Origin of the sequence: Sorangium sp. So ce302 (assembly GCF_051530145.1) — a bacterium.
GTDB lineage: Bacteria > Myxococcota_A > Polyangia > Polyangiales > Polyangiaceae > Sorangium > Sorangium cellulosum_B.
Genome location: NZ_CP150326.1, coordinates 1,523,844 through 1,548,528, shown reverse-complemented (window position 1 = coordinate 1,548,528; position 24,685 = coordinate 1,523,844). Strand labels below are relative to the sequence as shown.

20 protein-coding genes and 1 pseudogene are annotated in these 24,685 nt (G+C 68.3%); 7 read left to right on the top strand and 14 right to left on the bottom strand.

The features are described 5' to 3' along the window. Positions 1 to 72 precede the first annotated feature (72 nt). Positions 73 to 1,254: a PEGA domain-containing protein gene (locus WME73_RS05910; protein ID WP_437915042.1), complete on the bottom strand. Its 1,182-nt coding sequence runs from the start codon at positions 1,252 to 1,254 to the stop codon at positions 73 to 75. Then, on the bottom strand, positions 1,251 to 2,705 hold the full coding sequence (locus WME73_RS05905; RefSeq protein WP_437915041.1) for a serine/threonine-protein kinase: 1,455 nt from the start codon (positions 2,703 to 2,705) through the stop codon (positions 1,251 to 1,253). The genes WME73_RS05910 and WME73_RS05905 overlap by 4 nt, the downstream gene beginning before the upstream one ends. Positions 2,706 to 2,882: 177 nt before the next feature. Between WME73_RS05905 and WME73_RS05900 the strand changes: the two genes are divergently transcribed. Then, positions 2,883 to 3,482, top strand: coding sequence for a hypothetical protein (locus WME73_RS05900; RefSeq protein ID WP_437915040.1), 600 nt, complete (start codon positions 2,883 to 2,885; stop codon positions 3,480 to 3,482). Between the two features lie 527 nt (positions 3,483 to 4,009). Here the strand turns inward: WME73_RS05900 and WME73_RS05895 are convergent. Beyond that, a complete protein-coding gene (locus WME73_RS05895; protein WP_437915039.1) occupies positions 4,010 to 4,543 on the bottom strand; it encodes a hypothetical protein in 534 nt (177 codons plus the stop codon). A gap of 238 nt (positions 4,544 to 4,781) precedes the next feature. On the opposite strand from WME73_RS05895, the gene WME73_RS05890 reads away from it, so the two are divergent. Continuing rightward, positions 4,782 to 6,614, top strand: a complete 1,833-nt coding sequence (locus WME73_RS05890) for a hypothetical protein (protein WP_437915038.1) — start codon at positions 4,782 to 4,784, stop codon at positions 6,612 to 6,614. 11 nt (positions 6,615 to 6,625) lie between these two features. Then, positions 6,626 to 8,200, top strand: coding sequence for a hypothetical protein (locus tag WME73_RS05885; protein WP_437915037.1), 1,575 nt, complete (start codon positions 6,626 to 6,628; stop codon positions 8,198 to 8,200). 109 nt (positions 8,201 to 8,309) lie between these two features. Here the strand turns inward: WME73_RS05885 and WME73_RS05880 are convergent, their stop codons facing one another. Continuing rightward, entirely contained in the window at positions 8,310 to 9,068 is a 759-nt protein-coding gene (locus WME73_RS05880; protein ID WP_437915036.1) for a type IV pili methyl-accepting chemotaxis transducer N-terminal domain-containing protein, read from the bottom strand. A 243-nt stretch (positions 9,069 to 9,311) separates the two neighbouring features. On the opposite strand from WME73_RS05880, the gene WME73_RS05875 reads away from it, so the two are divergent. Next, the gene (locus tag WME73_RS05875) at positions 9,312 to 11,111 is read left to right on the top strand and encodes a protein kinase domain-containing protein (protein WP_437744503.1); all 1,800 of its coding nucleotides are present in this window, start codon (positions 9,312 to 9,314) and stop codon (positions 11,109 to 11,111) included. 25 nt (positions 11,112 to 11,136) lie between these two features. Here the strand turns inward: WME73_RS05875 and WME73_RS05870 are convergent, their stop codons facing one another. After that, entirely contained in the window at positions 11,137 to 11,931 is a 795-nt protein-coding gene (locus WME73_RS05870) for an alpha/beta fold hydrolase (RefSeq protein WP_437915035.1), read from the bottom strand. Positions 11,932 to 12,954: 1,023 nt separating this feature from the next. Here WME73_RS05870 and WME73_RS05865 point away from each other — a divergent pair. Next, positions 12,955 to 13,929, top strand: coding sequence for an alpha/beta fold hydrolase (locus tag WME73_RS05865; RefSeq protein WP_437915034.1), 975 nt, complete (start codon positions 12,955 to 12,957; stop codon positions 13,927 to 13,929). Positions 13,930 to 14,015: 86 nt separating this feature from the next. Here WME73_RS05865 and WME73_RS05860 read toward each other — a convergent pair whose 3' ends face one another. The 4 genes and pseudogenes from WME73_RS05860 to WME73_RS05845 all read right to left on the bottom strand — a co-directional run bounded on the left by WME73_RS05860 (position 14,016) and on the right by WME73_RS05845 (position 17,334). After that, a complete protein-coding gene (locus tag WME73_RS05860; protein ID WP_437917356.1) occupies positions 14,016 to 15,368 on the bottom strand; it encodes a WD40 repeat domain-containing protein in 1,353 nt (450 codons plus the stop codon). A gap of 247 nt (positions 15,369 to 15,615) precedes the next feature. Further along, a pseudogene (locus WME73_RS05855) lies at positions 15,616 to 15,735 on the bottom strand (hypothetical protein); the annotation flags it as partial. Positions 15,736 to 16,114: 379 nt separating this feature from the next. Next, on the bottom strand, positions 16,115 to 16,513 hold the full coding sequence (locus WME73_RS05850) for a hypothetical protein (RefSeq protein WP_437915033.1): 399 nt from the start codon (positions 16,511 to 16,513) through the stop codon (positions 16,115 to 16,117). Between the two features lie 413 nt (positions 16,514 to 16,926). After that, the gene (locus tag WME73_RS05845) at positions 16,927 to 17,334 is read right to left on the bottom strand and encodes a hypothetical protein (RefSeq protein ID WP_437915032.1); all 408 of its coding nucleotides are present in this window, start codon (positions 17,332 to 17,334) and stop codon (positions 16,927 to 16,929) included. Positions 17,335 to 17,804: 470 nt separating this feature from the next. Here WME73_RS05845 and WME73_RS05840 point away from each other — a divergent pair, with 470 nt between their 5' ends. After that, on the top strand, positions 17,805 to 18,143 hold the full coding sequence (locus WME73_RS05840; RefSeq protein WP_437915031.1) for an IS110 family transposase: 339 nt from the start codon (positions 17,805 to 17,807) through the stop codon (positions 18,141 to 18,143). A gap of 230 nt (positions 18,144 to 18,373) precedes the next feature. On the opposite strand, the gene WME73_RS05835 is transcribed toward WME73_RS05840, so the two are convergent. From WME73_RS05835 to WME73_RS05815, 5 genes are all read right to left on the bottom strand, one after another. Next, entirely contained in the window at positions 18,374 to 19,015 is a 642-nt protein-coding gene (locus WME73_RS05835) for a hypothetical protein (protein WP_437915030.1), read from the bottom strand. Between the two features lie 241 nt (positions 19,016 to 19,256). Further along, positions 19,257 to 19,433, bottom strand: a complete 177-nt coding sequence (locus tag WME73_RS05830) for a hypothetical protein (protein WP_437915029.1) — start codon at positions 19,431 to 19,433, stop codon at positions 19,257 to 19,259. A gap of 731 nt (positions 19,434 to 20,164) precedes the next feature. Next, positions 20,165 to 22,093, bottom strand: a complete 1,929-nt coding sequence (asnB, locus tag WME73_RS05825) for an asparagine synthase (glutamine-hydrolyzing) (protein ID WP_437915028.1) — start codon at positions 22,091 to 22,093, stop codon at positions 20,165 to 20,167. An 82-nt stretch (positions 22,094 to 22,175) separates the two neighbouring features. Then, on the bottom strand, positions 22,176 to 22,751 hold the full coding sequence (locus tag WME73_RS05820; protein ID WP_437915027.1) for a hypothetical protein: 576 nt from the start codon (positions 22,749 to 22,751) through the stop codon (positions 22,176 to 22,178). A 53-nt stretch (positions 22,752 to 22,804) separates the two neighbouring features. Next, positions 22,805 to 23,857, bottom strand: a complete 1,053-nt coding sequence (locus tag WME73_RS05815) for a hypothetical protein (protein ID WP_437915026.1) — start codon at positions 23,855 to 23,857, stop codon at positions 22,805 to 22,807. A gap of 438 nt (positions 23,858 to 24,295) precedes the next feature. Between WME73_RS05815 and WME73_RS05810 the strand changes: the two genes are divergently transcribed. Continuing rightward, the gene (locus WME73_RS05810; RefSeq protein ID WP_437917541.1) at positions 24,296 to 24,469 is read left to right on the top strand and encodes a hypothetical protein; all 174 of its coding nucleotides are present in this window, start codon (positions 24,296 to 24,298) and stop codon (positions 24,467 to 24,469) included. Positions 24,470 to 24,685: the final 216 nt, after the last annotated feature.

Here is a 24,685-nt window from a genome sequence, read left to right as displayed (position 1 = left end):
CCTGCCGGCCGCGCTCGCCAGCGCGAGGCGCAGGTTCGTGGGCGAGCGCCGCCGTGGACCGCGGCGGCCCCCTCAAAACCGGCCACCGAATCCGGTCGGGCGGCCCTCGCTGGGGGCTCCCTGGCCCGCCCCCACCTGCTCGGGATGGGGGTCGTGCGCGAGGAGGAGGCCGGCCGACAAGGCCGCGGCGACGACCGCCCCGGCGCCGGCGATCCATACCCACGACGGCGTCCCGCCGCGCTTCTCGGCCGGCACCAGGCCGACGCGGACGCTGCTCAGCGCCTCGTCCTGAATCCGTATCTGAGCCTGGTAGGGCACCTTCCCCGGCGCCGACACCCTCACCACGTGACGGCCGCTCGGCACGATGCCCTCCCACTGCCCTTCACCCAGGAACTCGCCGTCGAGCGCGAGGCGATCGCCCGGAGAGGCAAGGATGGAGAGCCTGCCGCCGTTCATCGGCCGCGCCAGCCGGACGTCGAGCGCCAGCTGCGCGCCAGGGGACACGCTCTCCACGCGGAGGTGCTCCTTGAACCCCGGCTTGAAGACACGGATTCTCCTGGTGCCGGCGTCGACGATCACCTTGCCCGGGAGCGGCGTCTTCCCGATCAGCTCGCCGTCGATCGTCACCTCCGCGTCCCGCTCGCTCGCGGCGATGTCCAGGTGACCGACGAGGGCCCTGGCGTTCCGCTCGACCTCGGCGATCGTCGCCCAGTCCTCCGGGAGCAGGACGCCGCGGTCCTCCTGCTTCAACCTCTCCACCAGCGCAAGGAGCTGGCTGTACCGGTGCATCTTGGAGGTGCAGGCGATCATGTTCCAGAGGAGGCGCGCGTCCTTCGAGCTCTCGTAGGCGCTCTGGAACTTGAGGAAGGCGCTGGCGAAGTCGCCGTTGCGAAAGAGCGCCTTGCCGGACTCGTAATCGGCCCTGGCCTCACCGCTCAGCCGCTCGCGGGCGGGCGCAGAAGCAGCCTCGCCCGGCGCGGAAGGGGCCGGCGGGGGAGCGGCCGGTGCAGGAGCCGCCGCCGGCGCGGGAGCGGCCTTCGCAAGAGCCGCCGGCGCGGGAGCGGCCGGCGCAGGAGCCGCCGCAGGGGCGGGCTGGGGTTGCTGCGCGGCCGCGCCGCCGGCCGTGGTCAACACCACGATGGCGACCGCTGGCGCGAGCCCCGTCGACGGGCGGCGCGAACGCACCGGCGCCTCGCCTGTATCCGGCTGGAATGCGGGGTGCCGCCGGTCGGAGGCCGGAGGTTCCTGTCTCATTTGATCGGTAGTTCCAAGGGATTCGTCCCTCCGGGCGCCGACGGCGCCTTCAGCGTCGCCGACGCGCTCGTCGCCGGGGGCACGCGCCGGCCCTCGAGCGCCGCCCCGGAGGGCGCCGCGTCGTTGGCCGGCGCGACGACCGGGGAGACCGACGGCGGCTGTGGCGGCAAGGCGTCACGGACCGCCGGCGGCGGCTCCGGCGCGATCAGCGGGTCCGCGCCGCGCGCCGCGGTGTCCTGCCGCGCGCGCCGCGGCGCCGTGTCGTCCCGCGAGGCCGCCGCGGCCTGCAGCGCCGCCGCCTCCGGCGCTCTGCCTGGCAACGCGACCGCGCCCCAGAGGGCGAGCGCGAGCACGGCGAGCGCGACCGCCCCGAGCGCCGCCCCGAGGATCCTGCGCGACCCGGGCCGCGCGGACGTCCGCGTGAGCCCCCGCGTCGTGGGCAGGAGGCTCGCCATCGCGCCGGACGGGGCGCTCGGAGGGCCGCTGGCCGTCACGAGCCGCGGCGGCGGCACCGAACCGGTCGGCGGCGGCGTCGCCTGCGCCCCCGCCCCGAGGATCCGCGCGGCGCGCTCCGCGCGCTCCTGCCCGCCCGCCGTCGCGAAGGGCACCAGCGCGCGCGCCAGGTCGGCCACGGTCTGCGGCCGCCGGGCCGGATCCTTCTGGAGGCAATGGAGGATCGCGGCCTCGAGCCCCGGTGGGATGTCGCTCCTGAGCGCGGTGGGCGGGATCGGCTCGGCGCTCGCGACCTGCAGCACGAGCTCGGCGAGCGCCGGGGCCTCGAACGGCGGCTGCCCTACCAGGAGGCGGTAGAGCAGCGCGCCGAGCGCCCACACGTCCGAGCGGGCGTCGACCGAGCGCGACGACCGCATCTGCTCCGGGGACATGTAGATGGGCGAGCCGAGCATCTCCCGCGTCTGCGTCAACGATACGCCGACGCCCTCGGTGCTGCCCGGCACCTCCTTCGAGATCCCGAAGTCGAGGACCTTGATGAGCGTCGCCCCGCCGGGCGTCGTCGTGAGGAAGAGGTTCGCCGGCTTGAGATCGCGGTGCACGATGCCCGCGGCGTGCGCCTCGGCCATCGCCAGGCAGGCCTGCAGGACGTAGTCGGCCGCGTCCACGACGCTGAGCGTGCCGCGGGCGCGGAGCACATCGGAGAGATCTTCGCCCTCCAGGTACTCCATCACGATGTACGGGATGCCGGAGCCGAGCTCGCCGACGTCGAACACCCGCACGACGTGCTCGCCCTTGAGGCGGACCACCGCGCGCGCCTCGCGGAGAAACCGCTGCACGAGCGCCGGGCTCTCCGTGCTGAGAAGGAGCTTGATCGCGACACGCTGCGGAAGGAACAGGTGGCTCGCCGCGACCACGATGCCCATGCCGCCTCGGCCCACGACGCGATCGACCCGGTACTTGCCGGCGATGACGTCTCCTTCGACGACAGGTGGCTTCATGAGAGCTCCGTGCTTCACGCCCGGCCACGGGGCGCGCCGCCATCCGAGCCTGCTGTGGTCGACGGTAGCACAGGTGCCCCCCGGCCGGTCCATCGACGGAGGCGTGCCCTCGTCTGCGATCGCGGGCCGGAGGGCGATACGATCGCGACGATGAAGCGCTCACCTCGATGCATCTCAATGGCGGTAGGCTCGCTCGCGCTGCTCGTCCAAAGCGCGTGCGGCGGCGCGGTGATCATGGACGGCGGAGGAGGCGGGGCCGGCGGCGCGGGCAGCACGACCGGCCAGGGCAGCACGAGCGGCCAGGGCAGCCCGGATGGCCCGGATGGCCCGATCTCGACGACGAGCTCGGTCGCGCCGTCGCCGACGACCTCGGGCGGCGGTGGGCGCCGGGTGAGCGCGATCGTCTTCGGCGACTCGTCGAGCGTGACGCTCCGTGTCGCCACCCTGGCCCTGTCCTGCAGCGATCCCGACGCGAACCCCACGTACGAGCCCTGCAGCGACTGGTGGGACCTGGAGCTGCGCATGCCCGAGTCGATGCTCGCCGTGGGCGAGGTGGACACGGCGAGCGGAGATCTCACGATCTTCGGGACGTCCTCTCGCGCGGACTGCAGCAGCACGGGGGCCGTCAGCGGCGGCGGCGACGCGGGATTCGGCAGGCTCACCATCACGGCGATCGACGCAAGATCGGTCAGCTTCGAGCTCTCCGACGTGGGTCCCGTGTTCGTCGACGACGACCCGAACGGCCGCTACGTCGCGGTACGGTGCGCCGCGCGGTAGCACCGCGCCGCCGGAGAAAGAATTCACGGCGATTGGACGGGCTGCGCGGGCTGCCGGTGCCGCCGGAGGGGTGTGCGAGCAAGCTTGAACGCTCCGTCTCGAAAGGCCGCCCCCGCGGCCCGCGCTCGTGAAACGTCAGAACGGACGTCGCGACAGAGAATCCGGCGTAATTTTGCAGGAGCGCCCAGGTCCTGACCTGGACCTCGCCTCCCAAGCAGGATCCTGGAGAGATCGCGACCTGGGCGCTGGTCAAAAACGACGGCTTGGACAGGTCGCGACCTCCGCGCCGCCTCCAAAACGGCCCTTCCGCCAGGTCGCGACCTCCGCGCCGCCTCCAAAACGACCCTCCCGCCAGGTCGCCACCTCCACGCCGCCTCCAAAACGGCCCTTCCGCCAGGTCGCCACCTCCACGCCGCCTCCCAAACGACCCTCCCGCCAGGTCGCCACCTCCACGCCGCCTCCCAAACGACCCTCCCGCCAGGTCGCCACCTCCACGCCGCGTCCAAAACGACCCTTGGCAGGGTGCTTCACTCCAGCGCGACGCTCACGCTCTTCGTGCCCTCGTATCCGTCGCCGCGCACGGTCACCGTGAGCCCCAGCTTCTGACCTTCGAGCGTCTTGCGGTCCCATGCGAACGGGTGGTAGAACGCGCCGTCCGAGACCAGGAAAGAACCGGTCTTGATGAACTGGACGTTGAACTGCGCGGCGGCGAGCCCGCGGGGATCGTCGGCGAGCGGACCCTCGAACTCGTTCGCGAGGCGCACCACATGGCACGTCTCCTCCGCGTCGCCGGGCAGGGCCTCCACCTGGACCCAGGGCGTGATCATCATCGAGCCCTGGTTGCCGAGGATCAGTTGCACGCTGGCGCCGTCGGCGTAGGGCACGAACGTCCCGGACGACGCGTCGCCGATGGCGACGGCGCGGGTCTCGGTGAAGTCCTCTCCGAACAGCGCGGGACAATCGCTGGCTTCCGCGGGGATCGACGGCTCACGGTCGACAGGGCCACAGCCGGAGAGCGACGCGAGAAAAGAGAAGGCGGACGGTAAAAGGCAGGATCGCATTGCGCGCGCAGAGCTCCGAAAACCGCCGGGACGAGCCGGACAGGAGAGACGCCGGCTCGCAGAGGCGCGAGGGCGAGGGCGAGCTGTAGCACGCCGGGTCCGGAGCAACCTCGGCGAGCAAAGCGCGTCCGAGTGGCACGCGCGCTGCTATCGGCTCGCGGCGATGCTGAACTCATCACGGCGAAACGCCGGCGGCCCCGCAGATGCTCTGACGTTGGTGTCGCGGTCACGACAATCTGTGTCGCCTCGATTCGCGGTCCTCCGCCACCCCCTCTTCCTTGGCGCCCTGGCGCTCCTGGTGGTCAACGACCACCTCCTGAAAGGCGCCGGGCTCTTGCCAGGCGCGCTCACCGGCAAGCTCAGCGACCTCGCCGGCCTCGTGGTCGCCCCCGTCCTCGCAGCGGCGCTCGTGGACGCGCGCACCTCGCGCGGGCGAGCGGTGGCGTTCGCGGCGGTGGTCGCGCCGTTCGCGGCGATCAAGCTCTCGGCCGCTGCCGCGCAGCTCCTCGTGGGGCTCGTGGGGCTCGCGGGGATCACGTGGCGTATCTGGCAAGATCCGACGGACCTGGCCGCGCTCGTGGTCCTCGTCCCGGCATGGCGCCTCTCGGCGCGCGCTGCTTCCAGCCGGGAGCTCTCGGCCCGGAGCGCCGAGGAAGGCTCGCGCACCGCCTGGGTGCTCGAGCGCACGATCCTGGGGGCGTCCGCCGTCGCCTGCGTCGCGACCGGCACCCCCGCACCCGAGGGCTATTCCACGGACGCCTATCTCATCAATGCCACGTCCGGGATCGTGGACGTTCGCGTGCGCTGGGTGGACGCGTCGCTCGATTGCTCTGACGTCACCTCCGGCGATCCGACACGCATGTTCGGGCCGAGCGCGTTCAACCTCGGGATCACGTATCGGCTGGACCCGCAGGACACGCTCCCGCTCAACCGGGTCGTGGCCCACCTCGCCGCAGGCAACTTCGAGGAGACGGTGCCGGCCTCGGAAGAGCCTTGCGAGGTGGTGCTGCTCGAGACGGATGGAATGCGGCCTGTGATGGCATGGTGGTCCGACCTGCAATTCGTCCTGATTCCGCAGAACGTGAACGACAACAGGGATTTCTGGGAGGACACGGAGATGTTGGCGGGGCGCGTCGCGCTGAAGCCGCTCACGGTGGTGGCGCCCGGACAGGTGAAGACGGGCGCGCTGCAGACGAACGTCGTGCCCTCGGTGTGCGCTGGCGCGCCTCAATCGTCCTTCCAGTGGGCGGGCCCCTGGTCGAAGCAGGTGGTCGGCGAGATCGCGAACATCGATGCACTGTCGGATGGCTGCATCGAATTGACCATGAACTACCCGCGGCTCGGCCCCGGCAATGGCTCGGGCGGCGCTGGCGGCGCGGGCACAGGCGGCGCCGGTGCCGGCGGAGCCGACGTTGGAGGCGCTGGCGGCGCGGGTGCCGGCGGCGCCGGCGGCAGCGGCGCTGGCGGCGCGGGTGCCGGCGGCGCCGGCGGCAGCGGCGCTGGCGGCGCGGGTGCCGGCGGCGCCGGCGGCAGCGGCGCTGGCGGCGCGGGTGCCGGCGGAGCCGACGTTGGCGGCGCGGGTGCCGGCGGAGCCGGCGGTGATGATGGAATGGGCACCGGCGGCGAGGGCAGCGGCGAGCCGGACCCGAGCTTCACCCGTCAGACTCACTACCTGTGCATTCCGATCGAAGACTTCCCGTTCTCGGCGGGCGAAACGGTAGAATGGTTCGACAAGGGCGACCACCTCGAGGTCTCGGCCGTCGACTCGACGAAGCGGCTCGAGGTCTATCTCAACGTTGTCGAGCTCCAGCGCGCGGACCTCGCTGCCTCGCTCGAGGCAACCGAGTGCGAGGGCGACCGGCTGAGCTGCGGCGCCTACGTCACCGACGCGGTGGTGGCGGTGCAGAGCGGCGGCGAGAAGACCCTGCTGGGCCCTGGAGACGCCCTCGAAGGGCCGGATTTCCGCGTGCGGGTCGGCCGCGCCGAGCGCGTGCTCGCCGGGCGTGACGAGTGCGACGCGGGGTACCAGACGCCCAGCGCGTCCGCGGACCTGTTGATTGTTCACGAATGAGGAGAGGTCATATGTCGTCGAAGATGAAGCTGGTCTCACTCGGCCTCTGCGCCGCCGCCGTCGGTTGCGGCACCGACAGCAGCGACGGCGCGGGCAGCGACGTCCCCACAGGCTCGGTCAACGTGGCCCAGGGCGGGGCGCAGGACATTTCCCAGTTCCGCGCGATCGTGAAGGCGGGGAAGGTGCCCGCGCTCGAGACGCTGGATCCGATCGGGTTCTTCGCCGAGCACGCGATCGACCTGCCCCAGGCCGACTGCGGCAAGGACGTCTGCATTCACCCGTTCCTCGCGGTGGCGCCGCGCTTCAACGAGGGGAACTGGACAATGGCCTTCGTCGCGATGAACACCGCGGTCGACCCTTCGATGCTGGACAGGCCGCCGGTTCACCTGGCGATCGCCGTCGAGAACAGCCGCTTCGCCGGCATCGATGAGAACGCGCTGGACGCGGGAATGAGAGGGCTGCTCGAAAGCCTCCGTCCCGAGGACCGCGTCAGCGTCATCCGCTATGGCGAGAGGGTCGAGCGCCGCGCCTTCCTCGAAGCGCCGGAGTCGGCGGAGCTCACGCGCCTCATCGCCGACGAGCGCCTCGGCGACGGCGCCGGCGAGCTCGTCGGCCTCTACGAGGGGATCGCCGCCGCCGAGAACGCGTTCGAGGAGGGCGACGCGGCCGGCTTCGAGGGCGCGCACCGCGTGCTCCTGCTCACGAGCGGGCACGCGACAAGCGGTATCACCGATCCCGACCGCATCCTCGGTCTGGGCGAGGCGCTGGTGGAGAAGGGCACGGCGTTCGGCGTGATCGGCGTGGGCGAGAGCTTCCTGGTGAAGATCCCATCGGCGCTGGGCTCGATGGGCGCGGGCACGTACGCCTACGCGCTGAGCTCGGGCGACCTCGGCGGCCTGCTCTCGGAGGAGGGGAAGACCACGCTCTTCCCGCTGGCAACGGACTTCAACCTGGAGGTGACCCCGTCGGCCGGCTACAAGGTGGGGCGCATCTACGGGACGAAGCGGGCGACCGCCAGCGCCGCGGGGGCGGCCCTGGAGATGCCGGCGCTGTTCATCGGCCAGCGCGACGGCGCGACCGACGTGGGCGGCAGCCGCCGCGGCGGCGGTGGCGGTCTGTTCGTGGAGCTCCTCGCCGACGCGTCCCTCGGCGACGACATCGGGCCGGACAAGGCGGCCTTCCAGGTGACGGCAGGCTGGACCTCGGCGAAGGACGGAGCCACGCAGAACGTCGACACCACGCTGCTCAACGCGCTGCCTCCCGGGCAGAACCCCGACTCGATGTGGTGGAACATCTCCGACGGCGGCTCGGGCAAGCCGTACATGATGCTGAACATGTACCTGGCGCTGCGCGGCGCGCTCGACTTCTACCAGGCGGGCGACTGCCGGCGCTCGCTCGGGGTCATCGAGATGATGAAGCCGTCGGTCGGGGGGTGGCTCGGGGAGTACCCGGACACGGACATCCAGGACGACAACAACCTGATGTTGATGTTGCGACAGAACATCGAGGATGCCTGTCGTGAATCGCAGTCGTCCACGGAGCCCACGCCCCCCTTCGACTTCGACGGCGGCTGCGGCTGGCTGTGACCGCCACCTTCCCCCTCTGAACGCCGCTCGGCGGCGGTGGGGGCGGGGGTCGCGCTCCCTTCATCCCGCGAGAGTAAATCGACAGGCGGTCACGGAGAGCCGATGTGCATCATGGGTGTCCGATACCCGCGATCGCCCGGAGCGCCTGGACCGTGTTGTCGAGGTGCCCCCTGGCCTGGACGAGGTGGCTGATCGTCCTTCGGATCTCGCGCACCGCCGGGCGGAAGATATAGAGCCCTTCGAGAAAGAGGACCCCCAGGGTCACACACAGCAGGATCAGCTCGACGAGCCGGAGCCGCTCGATCCGCGCCGTCGCCTCGTGGGCAACCTGAGAGACGACCCGGTCCATCCCGCTCAGGAAGCCCGGCTCCGCGGCGAGGATCGCGGCGACGATCGGCTGGATGGCGGCCACCTCCACCGGCTTTTCGCCGCCGGCGCCGACCGCGGCGAGGAGATCCTTCCCGTCCCGGAGCATGCTCTGGTGCAGCGGCTCGATCGCCTGGAACATGCGGGTCACCTCCGGCGTGTTCTTCCCCGGCAATCCCATCGCCGGATCGCCGTGCTGGAGCGCGCGATGCGACCGCTCCCAGAGCGCCATCGCCTGCGCCAGCTCGTCGGCGCGGCCCTTGCGCTCGGCGGGGTCGGTGGTCACCTGGAACGTGAGCGCGGCCTTGCTGAGCCGCTGGCTGAGCATTCGCTGACGCCCGGCCACGTTGACGACGTGGGCGTCGCTCGTCTGCTGGTTCAACGCGTGCTGCACGAGGAGCTGCGCCACGACCGACAAGAGCGCCACGGCGCCGAGCGCGCTGACGTACAGGCGCGTCAACCGGCGGGTCGGTGCCAGGAGCTCAGAGGATACCTGCGCCATTGTTCTCTCTCCATGGGCGAGGAGGGAGACATTACCCGCGCATCGGAACGAACATGTATCGCTCATGTTTCCGCAGATTGCTTTGCGCGCGCTGCCCGCGCTCCGCCATTTCAGGCGGACGCATTCAAAAAAAATCTGACATCTCATGACCGCTCCATGGTAAGACCCGCCTGAGAGCGCTCTTCGCGAGGCCCCTTTGCGCTGGCCTTGCAGTAGCGTCCACTGGAACCAGGAGAATGTCTCATGCAAGAGCGTACCGCGTTGGCCGCGGGCGGCGCGCCGCCGAGCACGGCCGGAAACGCACCTGAGCTCTTGCCGAAACAGTTCGGCAAATACACGCTCCTGTCGAAGCTCTCGGCGGGGGGCATGGCGGAGATCTTCCTCGCGCTGCATCGCTCGTCCTTCGGCTTCGAGAAGCTCGTGGTGATCAAGCGCATCCTGCCCTCGATGAACCAGGATCCGTCGCTCATCGACATGCTGCTCCACGAGGCGCGCATCGCGGCGACGCTCTCGCATCCCAACATCGTCCAGACGTTCGACGCCGGGCAGGTGGACAGGACGTATTTCATCGCGATGGAGCACATCCACGGCGAGGACGTCGGCTCGATCGTGCGCGAGGCGGCGGAGCGCGACCCGGGAGGGATCCCGCTCGAGCACGCGCTCAGCATCATCCTCGGCGTCTGCGCGGGGCTCGCGTACATCCACGACAAGCGCGGCCTCGACGGTGCGCCGCTCGGCATCGTCCACAGGGACATCTCGCCGCGCAACGTGGTCGTGAGCTACACGGGGGACGTGAAGATCGTCGACTTCGGCATCGCGCGGAGCGAGCTCGGCGACGTCGAAGAGCAGAGAGAGAACGTGCTGATGGGCAAGTTCGCCTACATGGCCCCGGAGCACGTGGCGGGGGATCGCATCGACCATCGCGCGGACATCTTCGCCGCCGGCGTGGTCCTGTTCGAGATGACGACGGGCAGACGTCTGTTCAAGGGCGGTACCCAGATGCGGACGCTCCTCCAGATTCACGGCTCGGAGTACCCCCTCCCGAGCGCGATCAAGCCCGGCTACCCGAAGGGGCTGGAGAAGATCGTCCTGCGCGCGCTCGAGAAGCGGCGCGAGGATCGCTACCAGTCTGCCCGGGAGATGCACGCCGCGCTCGAGGAGCTCATCCGCGACGAGCGCATCCCCGCCTCGCCCATGGGCCTCACGGCATGGATGGAGTCGCTCTTCCGGGACAAGCTCGCTCGCCACAAGGAGGCGCTCCTCGGCGTCAGGCAGCTCATCGACGTGATCGCGGCGCAGCAGCAGCGCTGGTCGCTGGAGATGAGCGGCGGCGCGACCGTCTCCCAGAGCGGCGTCCCGACGAGCACGAGCCCGACGACCTTGAGCAGCCCGCCGCCGCTCGCGGGCAAGGGAGGTGTTGCGGCGTTCATCCCGGCCGCCAGCGCACTCGCGCTCGTGCCTGGGTTCCTCTACATGCAGGGGCAGCTCTCGGAGCGGCACGCCGAGTTCATGACGATGGTCCACGACGCCCAGGCGAGCCGCCAGGAGCCGCCCGCGCAGGTCGAGGCGAAGGGCTCGCTGGAGATCACGAGCAAGCCGGAGGGCTGCACGTTATGGGTGAACGGCGAGCGTCACCCCGTCGCCACGCCGGCCAAGCTCCACGGGCTTCCGCTCGGGCGTGAGCTCCACATCAAGCTCACAAGAGACGGATACAAGCCGTACCGCACGGCCGTGAAGCTGAGCGACGAGGCGCGCTTCAAAGAGATCGTGGCCGATCTGGAGAGGCTCACGGCGACGGTGGTGCTCTGGGTCGATCCGCCGGCCAACGTCGTCGTCGACGGGAAGCTCTGGAAGGGCAATCGCACGAGGATCGAGGGGCTCACGGTGGGCGAGGGACACCGCTTCGTGCTGTCCGCCCCTGGGCATGCGTCCAAGACGCTGATGGTCAACGTGGAGCCGGGAGAGATGAAGACGCTGAGCGTCCGGCTTCCGAAGCTCGGCGCGCAAGCGCCGGTGGAGGAGCGCGCCGAGGGCGCGCAGTGACGCCGCGCGCCGCGCGTCTCCCTCGTTATGCCCGGATCATTTGCTGCTCGCCCGGATCACCGCGCAGGAACGCCAGCGCCGCGCGGGCGAACGGCTCCTTCCACTCGCCGAAGATGGGGCCGTGTCCGCCGTTCGGCAGGATCCACAGGCAGGAGCGCGGGACGGCGCGGTACAGCTCCAGGGCGATCTCGGCCGGGTAGAGGGGATCGCGGTCGCCGCTCACGATCATCGTGCGCGCCGTGATGGTCGACAGGTGGGGGGGCGTGAAGTTCATGTCGTCGTGGCTGGCCGCGAAGCGGCGCGGCTGATTCCACAGCGCTCGGATCTGCGCGTCGCCGAGCGCATGGCGGCTCCTCATGTCCCGCCATTCCTCCTCCGAGCGGCCCTCGTCGGAGACGAGGCGCATGATCGCCCTGGCCTGCTCGGGGAAGTACGGTGTCGCGGACACGAGGACCATCGACGCGACGCGATCCGGCTGCTGCGTGGCCAGGTGCAGGAGGCACTTGGCGCCGAAGCTGAGGCCGATGGCCCGGAACGCCTTCACCCCCAGGTGGTCGAGGAGGGCGAACACGTCGGAGGCGCACTGACGGATCGTCAGCGAGCCAGCCGGGTTGGTCGAGCGGCCGTGGCCGCGCAGGTCGGGGGCGATGACCGTGTGTCCACACCCGAGCTCCGCGAGGTCGAACACGTGAGCCCAGTCCCCGCCCGCTCCGGTGAAGCCGTGGAGCAGCACGAGCGGCGGCCCTTCGCCGCGGAGCTCGTAGTACATCTCGATGTCGTTGACGGGCGCGGTGCGCCCGGTGGCCGTCGCTGTCGCCATTCGCTCCTCCGATCGCTCGACCGCGGCCGATCCGCGGCCGGTCACCCACGATCTGTAAGCGGCGCGCTCCGCTCTTGATAGCTGTGACCTTCGCGCATAGAATGCGAGTCGGCTGGTGAGGGGACGGCCGACTGGCCTGTCGCGTTGAACAGACGTTCATCGTCCGCGACCCGGGCGGCGAGGCGCGTTCGTCAGCTGCCGAGGAGATGGCGCAGGAAGTCGTCCGCCTAGCGGACCCGTAACAGGAACGTCACATGTTACTGTATCAAGTTACACCTCGCTGAGCTGTGCGGCCATCGAGCGGCGGCGGGGCCGGACGGCGGTCGCGGTCGTCGTGGTCACTGACACGGGTATCTTCGTCATCCACCTCTTCACTGGAGACATCGCGCTCGCTGAGGGTCGCCTCGCCGCATCCCGGAGCACCGGCCCGACCGTGTCGTCGCCGCGGCACGCATGGCCCTCGGCATGCGGGAGGCGCTCGGTGAGCAGCACCAGCACGAATTGATCGGGCGAGGCGCGGGACACCGCCCTGCCTCAGGGCGAAAAGCGTCACGATGACGGGAAGTGTAGCATGGCGACTCCGGAACACGAGACGCCTGGGGCCATCATCATCTCGGGTTATGTGAATGATCTCCGAAGACGGGCCCTCATGCCCACGTCGTATGGACGCGTATCAGGTCGCCCGTGCGCCAAGGAGGAACGCCGTGACTTCGCCGTCGACGACCGGCAGTTGACATAAAATGCATTATGCGTTCCGACCCCATGGGAAAGCGATGCCAGTTCAATGACTTATCCATGCGTCGAAGGGGCCGCGTTCTCTCCACAGCCTGCGGGGCGTGCGCTGCAAGAAGGATGTAAGACGCTTGCCCCCAAATGCCGCGCTGGTCGGAGAAGCGCGCGCAATCTATTTCAACAAACTTCAACTAACGGCGAGCCTCTTGCTATCTCCCGTGTCCGGGCGTACTGTGACAGTTTGGGCAGTTTGCCATAACCGGCACGATGGGCCCGGAGGGATGAGCCGCCATGACGAACGACAAGCGCAACCAGTTTTCCTTCACCACACCTCGTACTCGGCGATATCTCTTGAGGCAGGTCGCCTCGATCGGCGCGGCGCTCGGCGCCGCTCACCTGATAGCGCCCGACGCCGAGGCAGCCATCCAGCACGTCAACGCCGGGTGCTTTACCACCCACGACGGCGTCACCCTGCGGTACCTCGAGGCGGGCAGAGGAAAACCTTTGGTCATGATCCCGGGGTGGTCGCAGACGGCGATCATGTTCGCGCAGCAGATCGAGGCCTTCTCGCGCCATCACCACGTCATCGCGCTGGACATGCGAGGGCACGGAGACTCGGACAAGCCGTCGTACGGCTACCGGATAGCGCGCCTCGCCAGCGATCTGCACGAGTTCCTGGAGTGGAAGCGATTGAGACGCGTGACGCTCGCCGGGCACTCAATGGGCTGCTCGGTCATCTGGAGTTACTGGGACAACTTCGGGCCAGACAAGATCGACCGCCTGATCCTGATCGATCAGTGCGCCGCGATCACCGCGTGGCCCGACTCGTCGGAGCAGGAGACGCGCGATGCGGGAGCGGGGCTCACCGGGACGTCGCTCTACGAGATCGCGGCGTCGCTTCGCGGCCCGGACGGGATCGCGGTCACGGAGGCCCTCCTGCGCCGCTTCTTCACCAGCGCGTTTCCCGCTGATGATCTCGCCTGGGTCCTCCAGCAGAACCTCAAGTTCCCGCGGGCTTGCGCGGCCCAGCTCCTGGTCGATCATGCGGCGCAGGATTGGCGGGATCTCATCCAGAGGCTCGACGTACCCACCCTCGTCATCGGGGGTGAAGCCAGCCACATCGATCCGGCCTCCCAAGCATGGATCGCCGCGCAGATCCCCGGAGCGGAGCTTGTCATCTTCGAGGAGGCGGAGGGAGGCAGCCATTTCGCATTCCTCGAGAACCCCGAACTGTTCAACAGGGTCGTCCTCGATTTCATCGGTTGATTCGCCGAGGCGAGGCGATGGACAGTTATTCCCTTACCAAGCGCCGTGCCTGACTGTTCGAGCCACCCCACGGCACCACGGCCGCTCTACTCCTCTGCCGAGGTCGCCGCGCTCGCGCGCATGACGCGGGAGAGGCATCGCGCCTGATCGGCTCGGGCCGTGGATTCGGACACGTCCAAGAGCTTCATCCTGCGCTCGATGGGCATGCAATAGGTCGTTGCGCTCCACAGCTCCGGAGCGTCGAGTTCACGGAGCGACTTCAACTCGGTCCAGATCCAAACGGTGCTGTCGGCGGACGCGGCGGCGATCCCCCTGCCGTCGGGGGTCCAGGTCGCCGCCCTGACCGCGAGCTCGGGCCCGCGAAGGACGAAGGGCTCGCCCGCGCCGTCGGCGTTCCATATCCGGACTGCCCCGTCATCCGACGCGGTGACGATGCGCCGCCCGTCGGGGCTATAGGCCACCCATCTGACCATGGCGCCATGCTCCAGGATCGCGACGGGCTCCCTCGTCCCATCGGAGCGCCACAACCGGACGGTCGCGTCGACGGACGCGCTCGCGATGTGCCGGCCGTCGGGGCTGAACGCCACCCATTTGACCGTATCGTGGTGGCCGCGGAGGACGACGGGCTCGCCCGTGCCGTCGGCGTTCCAGATCCGAACGGTCGTATCCCAGCTCCCGCTGGCGATGCGCCGGCCGTCCGGGCTGTAGGCGGCGCAGAGGACAGGCTCGTCGTGCCCGCGCAGCACCAGGGGATCGCCCGTCCCGTCCGATCGGTGGATCTGGAGGGTGCTGTCATACGAGGTGGTGACGATGGACCGTCCATCGGGGCTAACCACGGCCGAGGACACGGAGCTCTCGTGCGTGCGCAGGACGACGGGCTCTCCCGCGCCGTCCGCGCGCCAGATCCGTGCCGTCTTGTCGTTCGACGCGGTGACGATGCTCCGGCCGTCGGGGGTATAGAACGCCGTGTTGATGGAGCCGTCGTGCCCCCGCAGGACCGCGCGCTCCTCGCCGCTTTCGGCGCTCCAGATCCGCGCCGTCCTGTCGTTCGACGCGGTGACGATGCTACGGCCGTCGGGGCTGTAGGCCACGGAAGCGACGGAGTCCTCATGGCGGTCCAGGGTCAGCGGCGGTCGGATGTCGTCGAGGTCCCAACGCCGCACCGTCCTGTCCAGGGACGCGGTGACGATGTGCTTGCCGTCTAGGCTATATGCCGCGTACATGACGATGTCCGTGTGGCCGCGGAGGATGAGCGCGTGCCCCTCGGCGTCCGGGCTCCATATCCGTGCGGTCTTGTCGAACGACGCGGTGACGATGCGCTCGCCGTCCGGGCTCCACTCGGCGGAGAACACCCTGTCCTGATGACCGCGGAGGAGGGTGGGCTCGCCGGTGCCGTCGGCGTTCCATACCCGCGCCAGGTTGTCCTTGGATGCGGTCACGAGGCGCCGGCCGTCTGGGCTGAAGGCTACCCGGTACACGGTTTCGGCGTGGGGGAGGACAAGGGGGGGCGCCGGTGCCGTCGGCGTTCCATACCCGCGCCGCCCGCGACAGGTCCGTGATCACGATGCGCTTCCCATCCGGGCTGAAGGCCGCGTACGGGATCCTGTCCTTCTGAGGGAGGACGAGCGGTTCGCCCTTGCCGTCGGCGCTCCACACCCGGACCACCTTATCGTTGGAAGCGGTCACGATGCGCTTCCCGTCCGGGCTGAAGTCCGCGTGATTGACCGCATCCGGCAAGGTGATCACCACGGCGGCGACGCCGCTGTCGAGCGCCCAGCGGGCGAGCTCGGACCACCCTCCCGGCATGCGGGGCGGCTCGAGCTCGCGCACGAGCGCGAGCACGGTCGTGGGATCGCTCTGCGGGCGATGGCCATGCGGGTCGCGTTGCGCGCCCGCACGGCCTCGGCCTAGGCGCGCTTCGCCTCCCGCGCGGCGAGGGTCGCCAGGTAGGACACGAGCGACGCGACCGCGGCGAGCGCGGCGATGGCGCCGAGGACGAGCCGCTGTCGCCTCCGCCGCCCGCGCTGGCGGAGGGCGACGACGGCGCGCGAAGGGCGGCGACGAGCTTCGCCCGGTTGCGATGGAGGGCGCCCGCGTTCCATGGCGGACGCGACCCGCGTGTCGGGCAGGCGTCGGCGGGCCGCGCGCTGCGGTGCGCGGCGGCCTGGTCCGCGGCGCGGCGATCTCAGACCTGCTCGAGGTTCAGGACGTGCTGGATGCCGCTGCCGCCGAGGACGAGCAGCCGGAGCTGGCGCTGCTGCTCGGCGAGGGGGTTCGGCACCGACACGAGCTGCAGCTTGGGCCCGGCGCCCTCCGTGTACCGGACGTCCATGAGGGCCTTCCCGCCGCGGGTAGTGACCGTGGGCAGCTCCACCCTGTAGCTCCGCAGCGCGATATCGGTGCCGCCATGAGGATCCCCGAACTGGTCCAGCATGGCGGTGTTCGGATCCAGGACGACCTCGCCGCTCGGCGGCTCCTGCAACGTCGGGTCCACGTTGACCCAGATCCGGTAGCACTTGCTTGCGGCGAGCTCGATTCCCCCGACGATATAACCGGTGGTGTTCTTCATACCGTTCATCAACATGGTGCTCTCCGCTTTCTGTGTGCGACGCTGCTGCTGGTGCACGACGCGGCTGGCCGGGGGATGTGGCTGGTTCGCGCGCGCGACGCGCGCGCGACGTCAGCGCGTATCCGCCCGGAACCGCGCCTCTTTCCCTGTCATCGGTGTCGGTCGCAAGCACTGTACCTGCATGCCTCGTGCCATCATGGCAAGCACGCTCCAGCGGATCTCGGGCCGGGTCGAGTGCGCTTCTTCCGTGGCATTGCCGCCCGCATTGCATGCGACGGAGGTCTGGCGCAGGCGCTGGTTGGCTCTGACGGTGCAACCGGTGCAACACTGTTGCTGTCACCGTTACCGAGGCGAGAGCTGATGCCGTTCACGCAAGCTTGCCGAGCGCCGCGCGGTACGTCTCCACATAGGGCCGCGGCGGCGCAATCTCAGAACTGCTCGAGGTTCAGGACATGCTGGATGCCGCTGCCGCCGAGGACCAGCAGCCGGAGCTGGGGCTGGTTCGCGTCGAGGGGGTTCGACACCGACACGAGCTGCAGCTTGGGCCCGGCGCCCTCCGTGTACCGGACGTCCATGAGGGCCTTCCCGCCGCCGGTCGCGACCATGGGCAGCTCCATCCTGTAGCGCTCCAACGCGATCTTGGTGGAGGGCTGCGAATCCCCGAACTGGTCGAGCGTACCGGTGTTCGGATCCAGCACCACCTCGCCCCTCAGCGGATCCGGCTTGGTCGGGTCCACGTTGACCAAGATCCGGTAGACCTTGCGTCCGGGGAGCTCGATGCCCCCAACGATGTAACCGGTGGTGTTCTTGTAACCGTTGATAAATGTGATGCTCATGGTGCTCTCCTCGTTCTGTGTGCGACGTTGCTGCTGGTGCGCGACGCGGCAAGCAGGGGCTGTGGGTGGTCCGCGCGCGCGACGTCAGCACGCGTCCCCTCGAAATTGCGGCTCTTCCCCTGGCATCCGTTTCGGTCGCAAGCACCACATCTGCATGCCTCGCGCCACCACGACAAGGCACCCTCCAGAGGATCTCGGGCCGGGTCGAGCGCGCTTTTTCCGTGGCATTGCCGTCCGCATTGCATGTGACGGAGGTCTGGCACAGCCACTGGATGGCTCCGACGGTGCAACCGGTGCAACACTGTTACTGTCACCGTTACCGAGGCGAAGGGCTGATGCAGTTCACGCAAGCTTGCCGAGCGCGGCGCGGTACTGTCGACGCTCCTCGGAAACCGCTTGAATTTAGACAGGCCGACCTCTGATCCGAGAGCGCTTGGCTCTACGAGATCCTCTCGCCTCATGCGAAGGATGTGGTGGTGGCAGCGATTGGCGAGAGCCGGGGCCAGAAGGACGACGCACGAGACGCGTACAAGCTTGCCGACGATGTGCGCACGGGGGCGATCAAGCGGCGCGTCTTCAAGGACGTGGGCCAGTATAACAGGCTGCGCGAGCCCAGTCGGACGCGCTCGATGATCGTTCGTGACGTCGTGCGTATCCAGAACCGGCTCAAGCGCTTGTACCGCTCGCGCGGGATCGCGGTGAGCCGTCAGAGCATCTACTCGAGACCGGCAGGCACGAGGCCTCGAGGCGGCTGCCCGAGGCCGTGCGCGACGCAGCCACCATGCTGTACGCGCAGTACGACGCGGTAGAACCGATCCGCCGACAGGCCGAGAAGGCGCTCGTCGCAGAATCTCACCGGCACCCCATCAGCCGTGCCCTGGAGACGTGCCCTGGCCTTGGACCAATTCGGAGCGCCCAGCCGAACGCCCTCAGCCGTCTACAAGTCGATGGGGCATGCGATCGGTGCGATCACGCCGGCGGACGCACGCGGCTGGTTCAACCACTGTGGGTACTGTGTCCCTCGGACCTGCTCCCCGCTCTAGAGATGAGCGATGACGAAGTTCCACTCCTCCGAGCCAAATATGTACTTGATCCGGCCCTTGGTGTAAATGTCCATATGGCCCTGATGCCCGCGCAGGCCGAACCCGATGTTGACGTGCAGGAAGTCAAAGCCCAGCGTGACATCGACGTAGGGGTTTTGAGGACTCAGGCGGCGCTCCTCGGACGCCAGGGTGATGCCGAAGGCCTTCACCTCGACACCCCAGCGGAGGTCGAAGTCGTTGATATTCTCGACGTAGCCCCTGATGTAGCCCTTGAAGGAGGCGATCCAGATGTCGAACTCGGGGGTCAGGTTGATATCATCACGTTTCGCGCCGGTCTCGACCGGCGCATGACGGACCTGCTTGTTCTTGATCAGCCCCGGGTTCTTGTTCACGAACTCCTGATAACGCTTCTGGAGCTCCGCCACCGGGAGGTTGGTCACCTTGGAAACCTGCTCCCAGTCGGCGCTGGAGATCTCGTCAACGGATGCGTACTGCGTCATGCTCGTGCTCATGGCGATGTCCTTTCTCGATTGCCGGGAACGACGCTCGAGCGGAGACCACGCGGCATTTCGTCGCGGGTGCGGCCGGCCAAGTCGGGCGTTACTGGCGATTGACGCCACTGCAAACGACATGCCCATCACCCCTCTCCTTCCTCTCGTCGGTCGTCTCGCCCAGTCACCTGCGATTTCGGGCGACAGCGACTCGCCTAATCATGCCGCCACGTCCCCCACCGTGGTGGTACGGCTGACTAGTACTACAGCCGCACGTCGCGGAATCTCCGCAGATTTCGATGGGCGGGCGGGCGATCGTGACGCTTGGCTTGTCCGCACACTGGTGGAGCCCAGCTCGTTCGGCGCTCACCGACGTGCGGCTGTAGTACTAGAGCGGGGAGCAGGTCCGATGGGTACAGTATCCGCAGTGGTTGAACCAGCCGCGTGCGTCCGCCGGCGCGGCCGCGTGCACCTTGGACCTGCTCCCCGCTCTAGATTCGACGAGGATCTTGACGGCGATGAGGCGGCCGAGCTTGGTATCGCGGGCGAGGAACACGGTCCCCATGCCCCCTCGCCCAGCTTGCGGATGATCTCGTAATGCTTGACGCTGGCGCCCGCGCGCGGGCGCTCTCGTATCCGCGACGAAGGCCCGGCGGTCAGCTCGGACGCCGTCGCCGTGGAGACCGGGGGGCTTGACGCGGTCGTGTACGCGCGATCCTCCGGCCCTTCCGTCGTTCGAAGCTCGCCGGTGACGGTCGCCGTGAGAGCCCCCGGGCGCGTGGAGTCAGCGACGTGGGCCGCCGGCGACAGAGCGCGCAGGATGGAATCGTGATGCAAGATCCGCGAATCGGTCTCCGGTTCCAGCATCGTCACCCCCTCCCCGCGAGGGGACGAACAACCTCGGACCGCCGGACGCTCACCCCGTCGCGATTCCCCTTTGTGTCGCGCCCCACCGCGGTGCGGGACCGCCGTGAGGATACGCAGGGGGCCAGCGCCAAGTCGAGGCCGATCGGACGGGCGCACCTGACCGCCGTCCGGCTCAGCCGGGGTAGTCTGTCGGATGGATCGAAGCGCGCCATCCAGCGGTGGACTGCATCCGCGCCTTGCCCGTGTCCCGGGCCATAGAGGCCACGTTGCCCGGTGCTTCTCGAGGAGCGCGATCAGGTGCCGGCGCACTACCTCCGGGTCGCCCGATCTACATCTGCCTTTTCTCGGTCACCTGGACTTTCGTGGATCGGGGGTAATCCCAAGCTGGGCGGAACCAGGTCCGGAAGCCCCCCGTTCACCTGCCGATTCCTATGCGCCCCTCCGCGCCAGCTCCTGGATCGCGCGCACGGGGAGCTCCGGGTGCTGTAGGGCGGGGAGCGCGCCCCTCGGCGCTGCGCACCCGTCGGTGCGGATCTCGCGCAGCATCGTGGCGAAAGCGCCGATCGCCATGCCACGCAGGAGGGATTCGACGGCCGAGTCGGCGCCGGCGCCGCCGGCTCGGATGAGCTGGATCAGGCCGTCGAAGGTCGCGGTGTCGAGGATGCCGCCGGACGCTGCGTAGCGCTCCCGCGCGGCAGGAGCGAGCGCAAGCGCGAGCCGCGCGAGCAGATCGAGATGGAGCGGTCGCCCCCTTGTGAGGACGAAGCGAACCTTCGGCCGCTCGGCAAAGCGCCGCGGCAGGAGCCGCTGCGCGACCTCGCGGACGATGCGCTTTTCCCAGAACAACTCGCGGTGGAGCCGAGACGGCACCGAGGCCAGGTGCTCTACCACCGGGCGATGCAAGAAAGGCACGCGCACCTCGACCCCCTGCTGCATCGAAGTCCGGTCCTCGTGCCAGAGGTTGTAGAATGGAAGGGCGGCCGTGCGCCAGAGCATCTCCCGGTGAAATGGCGCCGGGACCGGCGCGGCCTTGCGAGACGCGAGGCCATCGAGCGCCTCGTCGGAGAGGAACGCGGCCGCCGGCGCGCCGATCTGGGCGACGGCCCGCGCGCGCTCCGACGCCCGGAGGGGGCCCTCAACGTAGGCGTTCCAGGACGGCAGCGTCGCGTCTGCGGGCGTGGAGTACCCTCCGGCGAACTCGTCGGCGCCCTGGCCCACGAGGATCACCTTGAGCGCCGGCAGCACGGCGCGGGCATGGCGGTGCAGCTCATGCTTGAGGACGCACTCGATGTCGAAGCGCGGTCCGTCGAGCGCCCACACGAGCCGCTCGAACCAGTCGAGGGCGCGGGCGGGCACTCCGCCACCGATCGCTTCGAGGAGCGGACCGTCACGAAGGTCCACCGCGTGGAGTGGCAACTGGAGCGTCCTGGCGACGGCCACCGCGTGCGTGACGTCGCCGTTAGCCAGCGTGGCGTCGGTCACGACCGTGAAGCAGTGGAGATCGTGTCGTCGTCGCGCCACCACCGCGGCCACGATCGCGGAGTCCACGCCGCCCGACAGGAAGATTCCCATCGGCACATCGCTCATCAGGTGGGCATCGATGCTCGCCAGGAGACGCTCGGCGTAGCCGTCGATGTAGGCTGCGGCGGGCCGCGGGGGCGCGTCGTCGGCGCCTAGGTGATTGGCGAGCGCCCAGTAGCGCCGGCGGTGCGGCGCCCGGTCGACCTCGCCCGTGAGCGTGCAGCCGCCGGGCAAGTGCTCCACGCCGCGCATGTAGGAGGGGACCGAGTCGGCGTCGAAGGAGAGCGGGACGGTGAGCCCGCCGAGATCGATCTCGGCCGGACAGGCGGGATGCGCGAGGAGCGCCTTGAGCTCGGAGCCGAAGAGAAGCGGGCCGCCCGGCGGCGCCGCGACGTAGAGCGGCTTGATGCCGAGGGGATCGCGGGCGAGCAGCAGACGGCGAGCGCGGAGGTCCCACAGCGCCAGCGCGAACATGCCATCGAGGTGCGCGACGAGCTGGTCGCCGTGGTCCTCGTAGAGGTGGAGGACCACCTCGGCGTCCGAGTGCGTCGCGAACCGATGGCGGCCGGACAGCGCGCGGCGCAGATCGACGTGGTTATAAATCTCGCCGTTGACCACGGCGACCACCGTGCGGTCCTCGTTCCAGAGCGGCTGGGACCCACCTTCGAGGTCGATGATCGAGAGGCGTCGGAAGGCGAGGCCGACGAAGCAATCGTAGTAGAGGCGCTCCTCGTCGGGGCCACGGTGGCTGATCGCGCGGGCCATCCGGGAGAGGCGCGCGGCGCGCTCCCGGGAGTCTGTAGGCGTCGAGTCGAGGAAGCCGGCGAAGCCGCACATGTCGGGTTCCGAGAGATTACCAAAAAAAGTAAGCAGTCAGTGATAAAATCGCCCGGCGGAGACCCCTCACTTACCTACGCCACTACCACCAACCACCACCCGCGTCGAAGAAGGTAACCTGCGAGGTCGGACCGCCCAAGAACTGAGTGGCTGGTACCACGGGGGTGATCTCAACAATGCTTTCGTTGAGCTCTTCGTCGATAACGATCCCCTCGCAAGAATATATCCCCACCTCGCCGACCAAGCAGGTTACATCCTGAGTACGAGTCACCGTTCCGCCGCCATCAAGGTTGAAGGTGAGGCTGACCTCTCCAGAAAGGTCGGCGACCAGCTTGCTTGCGGTCCCGGTGAGCGTGGCGGTCGCCGCACCTCCGGTGATGACGTAGGGGTTGGTGCTCACGTCCAGGCACGTGGACAGCTCGCCGCTGAGCGCGACAGTAGTCGCCTTGGTCGAGAGAGTGAGCGGGGGTTCAAAGGCCATCGTGCCCGCCATTCTGAAGCTAATGTTGTGACCTACCATATCGGCGTCGGCTGTGGTCAGCATGGGGAACTCACTGTCGACGTTCGCACTGCTCTCGCCGGTGCCTGCGACACAACCGGTCGTCGATGAGAACGCAGTGGGAACGATAGCGCTCAGGATCCATTTGACTGAAGACATACCTTTTCCTTTCTTTCTAGGTGACGGTGGGTGAGACGCTCGCGTTAGCCGTTTTATGGTGTCACGATAGCATCCTCGAGGATGGCAGCGTTCGAAGCGCATGCGGCTCGGTCAGCCGTCTCGTTGGCGTTCAGCCCGATATCGAGGACCTCCAGCCGATAGTTACGATCCGTCAATATCGTATCGCCTATGAAATTGTGCGGAACTCCGGGGAAGTGGAGGGGGTTCGGAGAGCCAAAGAGCTCGATCCAGGTGTCCCATATCTCTTGGGGAAATGGACTGCTCTCGTGGTCATTTTCGCTGAAATACACGCTGAGCTTGGCCAGCTTGGGAAGGTAGTCGCAGAAGAACTCCGCCTCGTCGAGGACGCGGCCCGCGCCATATTTCTGCCATGCCTTCTCGAAGTTGGCCATGACCGCCTCTTCATCATAGTCGCGCACGTACTCGAAATACGGGCGAGCGACCTCAAGCTCTGCAGGTAAGCTGTCGAGATTGTCGAGGGATGCCTGCCCACCGCTGAGCAGCATCAACGTGTAGCTCGCGCTCGCTTGCAGCCCTCTCCACACCATGATCTCACCCGTGTCGGCCTCGAAGAGCCCGGCGGTGGCGGTGGAGAGCCAGGCCTTGAGGCTATAGGCGTCAGCGTAGCTCTGATACACGCGGTAACCTCGAGCGTATGGGAGCTGCTCGATGGTAAATACGTGATCCTCCGTCCCGGTGTGTCGCACGTGGTAGATGATCCTCCTCGAACTGTAAGAACGGCTCAAGAAGAAGGTGATCAGGTCATCGCCTATGTAGACTTCGTAGCCAGCATCCGAGCCGTCGATGCCGTCGTCGTACTTGTATTCAGTATACTGCCGACCGAGACCTTCGAACACTTCGGTCACCCACGAGCGGGTAAGACCGCAAGAGAATGCCTCACCGTCCTCCTGAGAGTCGAGCATCAGGCTGACGAACTCGCTGGAGGTCTGGGCCGCCTGAGCGGCTTGTGCTTTATGTTCGCGCCGGGTGGAAAGCTCACGGTCGTACGCAGAGAGCTCCTGGATACGATCATAACAGGTAACTCCCTGGCCCGGCGGCGTTGGTAGGACGACGTGTGTGGACAACGTCGCGCAGAGCTGGATGGCCAAGAGGCCGGCAACGGACGGACAAATACATATCGGCATGGCCATTACTTAGCTCGAATTGCGGTCGCGAGTCAATGGTGCGCGGTGATGTCGTGTGGCCTTGAGCGAAGGGCCGAGCGCGGCGCGGTGGTCCGCGAGAGGAGAGCTCCGAGCGTAACAGCGTAACAGTGTAACATGGTTACTGTAACAGTTACGCCTCAAGCGAGGCGCCGCGCACATGATGATGATCAACGATATCGCGGTGATGATTCGAGGTGCCTGCGGCTGGTTCCCCCAGGAAGATTCCGGTCGCCTCAGCCTTCATAGGCCACGCGGACGCCTGGCATGGCGGTTGCGAGATGCTCAGGCGCCGTGTTGGCGCGCACTCCCGTTGGTGCCGCAGACCCTCTGGTCGAGCAGGCTTCTTGAGGGCGATGAATGCAGGCCAACGAAGTTGCCCATCATGGAGGGTGCTCGCCTCGCGCGCACAGCGTCGCCGTGTCGGTCGACAACATCGTCCCGGTCGATGGCGTCGTCTGGCAGCTCGACCAGGGCTACCTCGCTGGCCAAGTCGTCTGCGTCGCCCGATGCTTCGTCGCGGCCTACGAGTGATGGCCATCGTGCTCGTTGACGACGCCCGAGCACATCCTGCGATGGCCATCAACCGGCCTGCTCGGGGGACCATCAGCCAGCCTGAGCGTCAACATGCGATCATGTGCCGTCGGCCGTTCGGCCGTCATAGGGTGCCCGTCGGTGTTCGCCATCCTATCCGTTGGCGAACAGCACCCGCGCCGCGCGCTGCAACCAGCGGAATCGGGCGCCTGTCAA

What these genes read in the sequence shown, in the direction of transcription:
- WME73_RS05835 (WP_437915030.1), bottom strand. Translation starts at nt 19,015, where the DNA reads ATGGGCATGTCGTTTGCAGTGGCGTCAATCGCCAGTAACGCCCGACTT.
- WME73_RS05905 (WP_437915041.1), bottom strand. Translation starts at nt 2,705, where the DNA reads ATGAAGCCACCTGTCGTCGAAGGAGACGTCATCGCCGGCAAGTACCGG.
- WME73_RS05810 (WP_437917541.1), top strand. Translation starts at nt 24,296, where the DNA reads ATGCAGGCCAACGAAGTTGCCCATCATGGAGGGTGCTCGCCTCGCGCG.
- WME73_RS05820 (WP_437915027.1), bottom strand. Translation starts at nt 22,751, where the DNA reads ATGTCTTCAGTCAAATGGATCCTGAGCGCTATCGTTCCCACTGCGTTC.
- WME73_RS05845 (WP_437915032.1), bottom strand. Translation starts at nt 17,334, where the DNA reads ATGAGCATCACATTTATCAACGGTTACAAGAACACCACCGGTTACATC.
- WME73_RS05870 (WP_437915035.1), bottom strand. Translation starts at nt 11,931, where the DNA reads ATGGCGACAGCGACGGCCACCGGGCGCACCGCGCCCGTCAACGACATC.
- WME73_RS05850 (WP_437915033.1), bottom strand. Translation starts at nt 16,513, where the DNA reads ATGTTGATGAACGGTATGAAGAACACCACCGGTTATATCGTCGGGGGA.
- asnB (WP_437915028.1), bottom strand. Translation starts at nt 22,093, where the DNA reads ATGTGCGGCTTCGCCGGCTTCCTCGACTCGACGCCTACAGACTCCCGG.
- WME73_RS05830 (WP_437915029.1), bottom strand. Translation starts at nt 19,433, where the DNA reads ATGGGGACCGTGTTCCTCGCCCGCGATACCAAGCTCGGCCGCCTCATC.
- WME73_RS05880 (WP_437915036.1), bottom strand. Translation starts at nt 9,068, where the DNA reads ATGGCGCAGGTATCCTCTGAGCTCCTGGCACCGACCCGCCGGTTGACG.
- WME73_RS05865 (WP_437915034.1), top strand. Translation starts at nt 12,955, where the DNA reads ATGACGAACGACAAGCGCAACCAGTTTTCCTTCACCACACCTCGTACT.
- WME73_RS05900 (WP_437915040.1), top strand. Translation starts at nt 2,883, where the DNA reads ATGGCGGTAGGCTCGCTCGCGCTGCTCGTCCAAAGCGCGTGCGGCGGC.
- WME73_RS05895 (WP_437915039.1), bottom strand. Translation starts at nt 4,543, where the DNA reads ATGCGATCCTGCCTTTTACCGTCCGCCTTCTCTTTTCTCGCGTCGCTC.
- WME73_RS05910 (WP_437915042.1), bottom strand. Translation starts at nt 1,254, where the DNA reads ATGAGACAGGAACCTCCGGCCTCCGACCGGCGGCACCCCGCATTCCAG.
- WME73_RS05885 (WP_437915037.1), top strand. Translation starts at nt 6,626, where the DNA reads ATGTCGTCGAAGATGAAGCTGGTCTCACTCGGCCTCTGCGCCGCCGCC.
- WME73_RS05875 (WP_437744503.1), top strand. Translation starts at nt 9,312, where the DNA reads ATGCAAGAGCGTACCGCGTTGGCCGCGGGCGGCGCGCCGCCGAGCACG.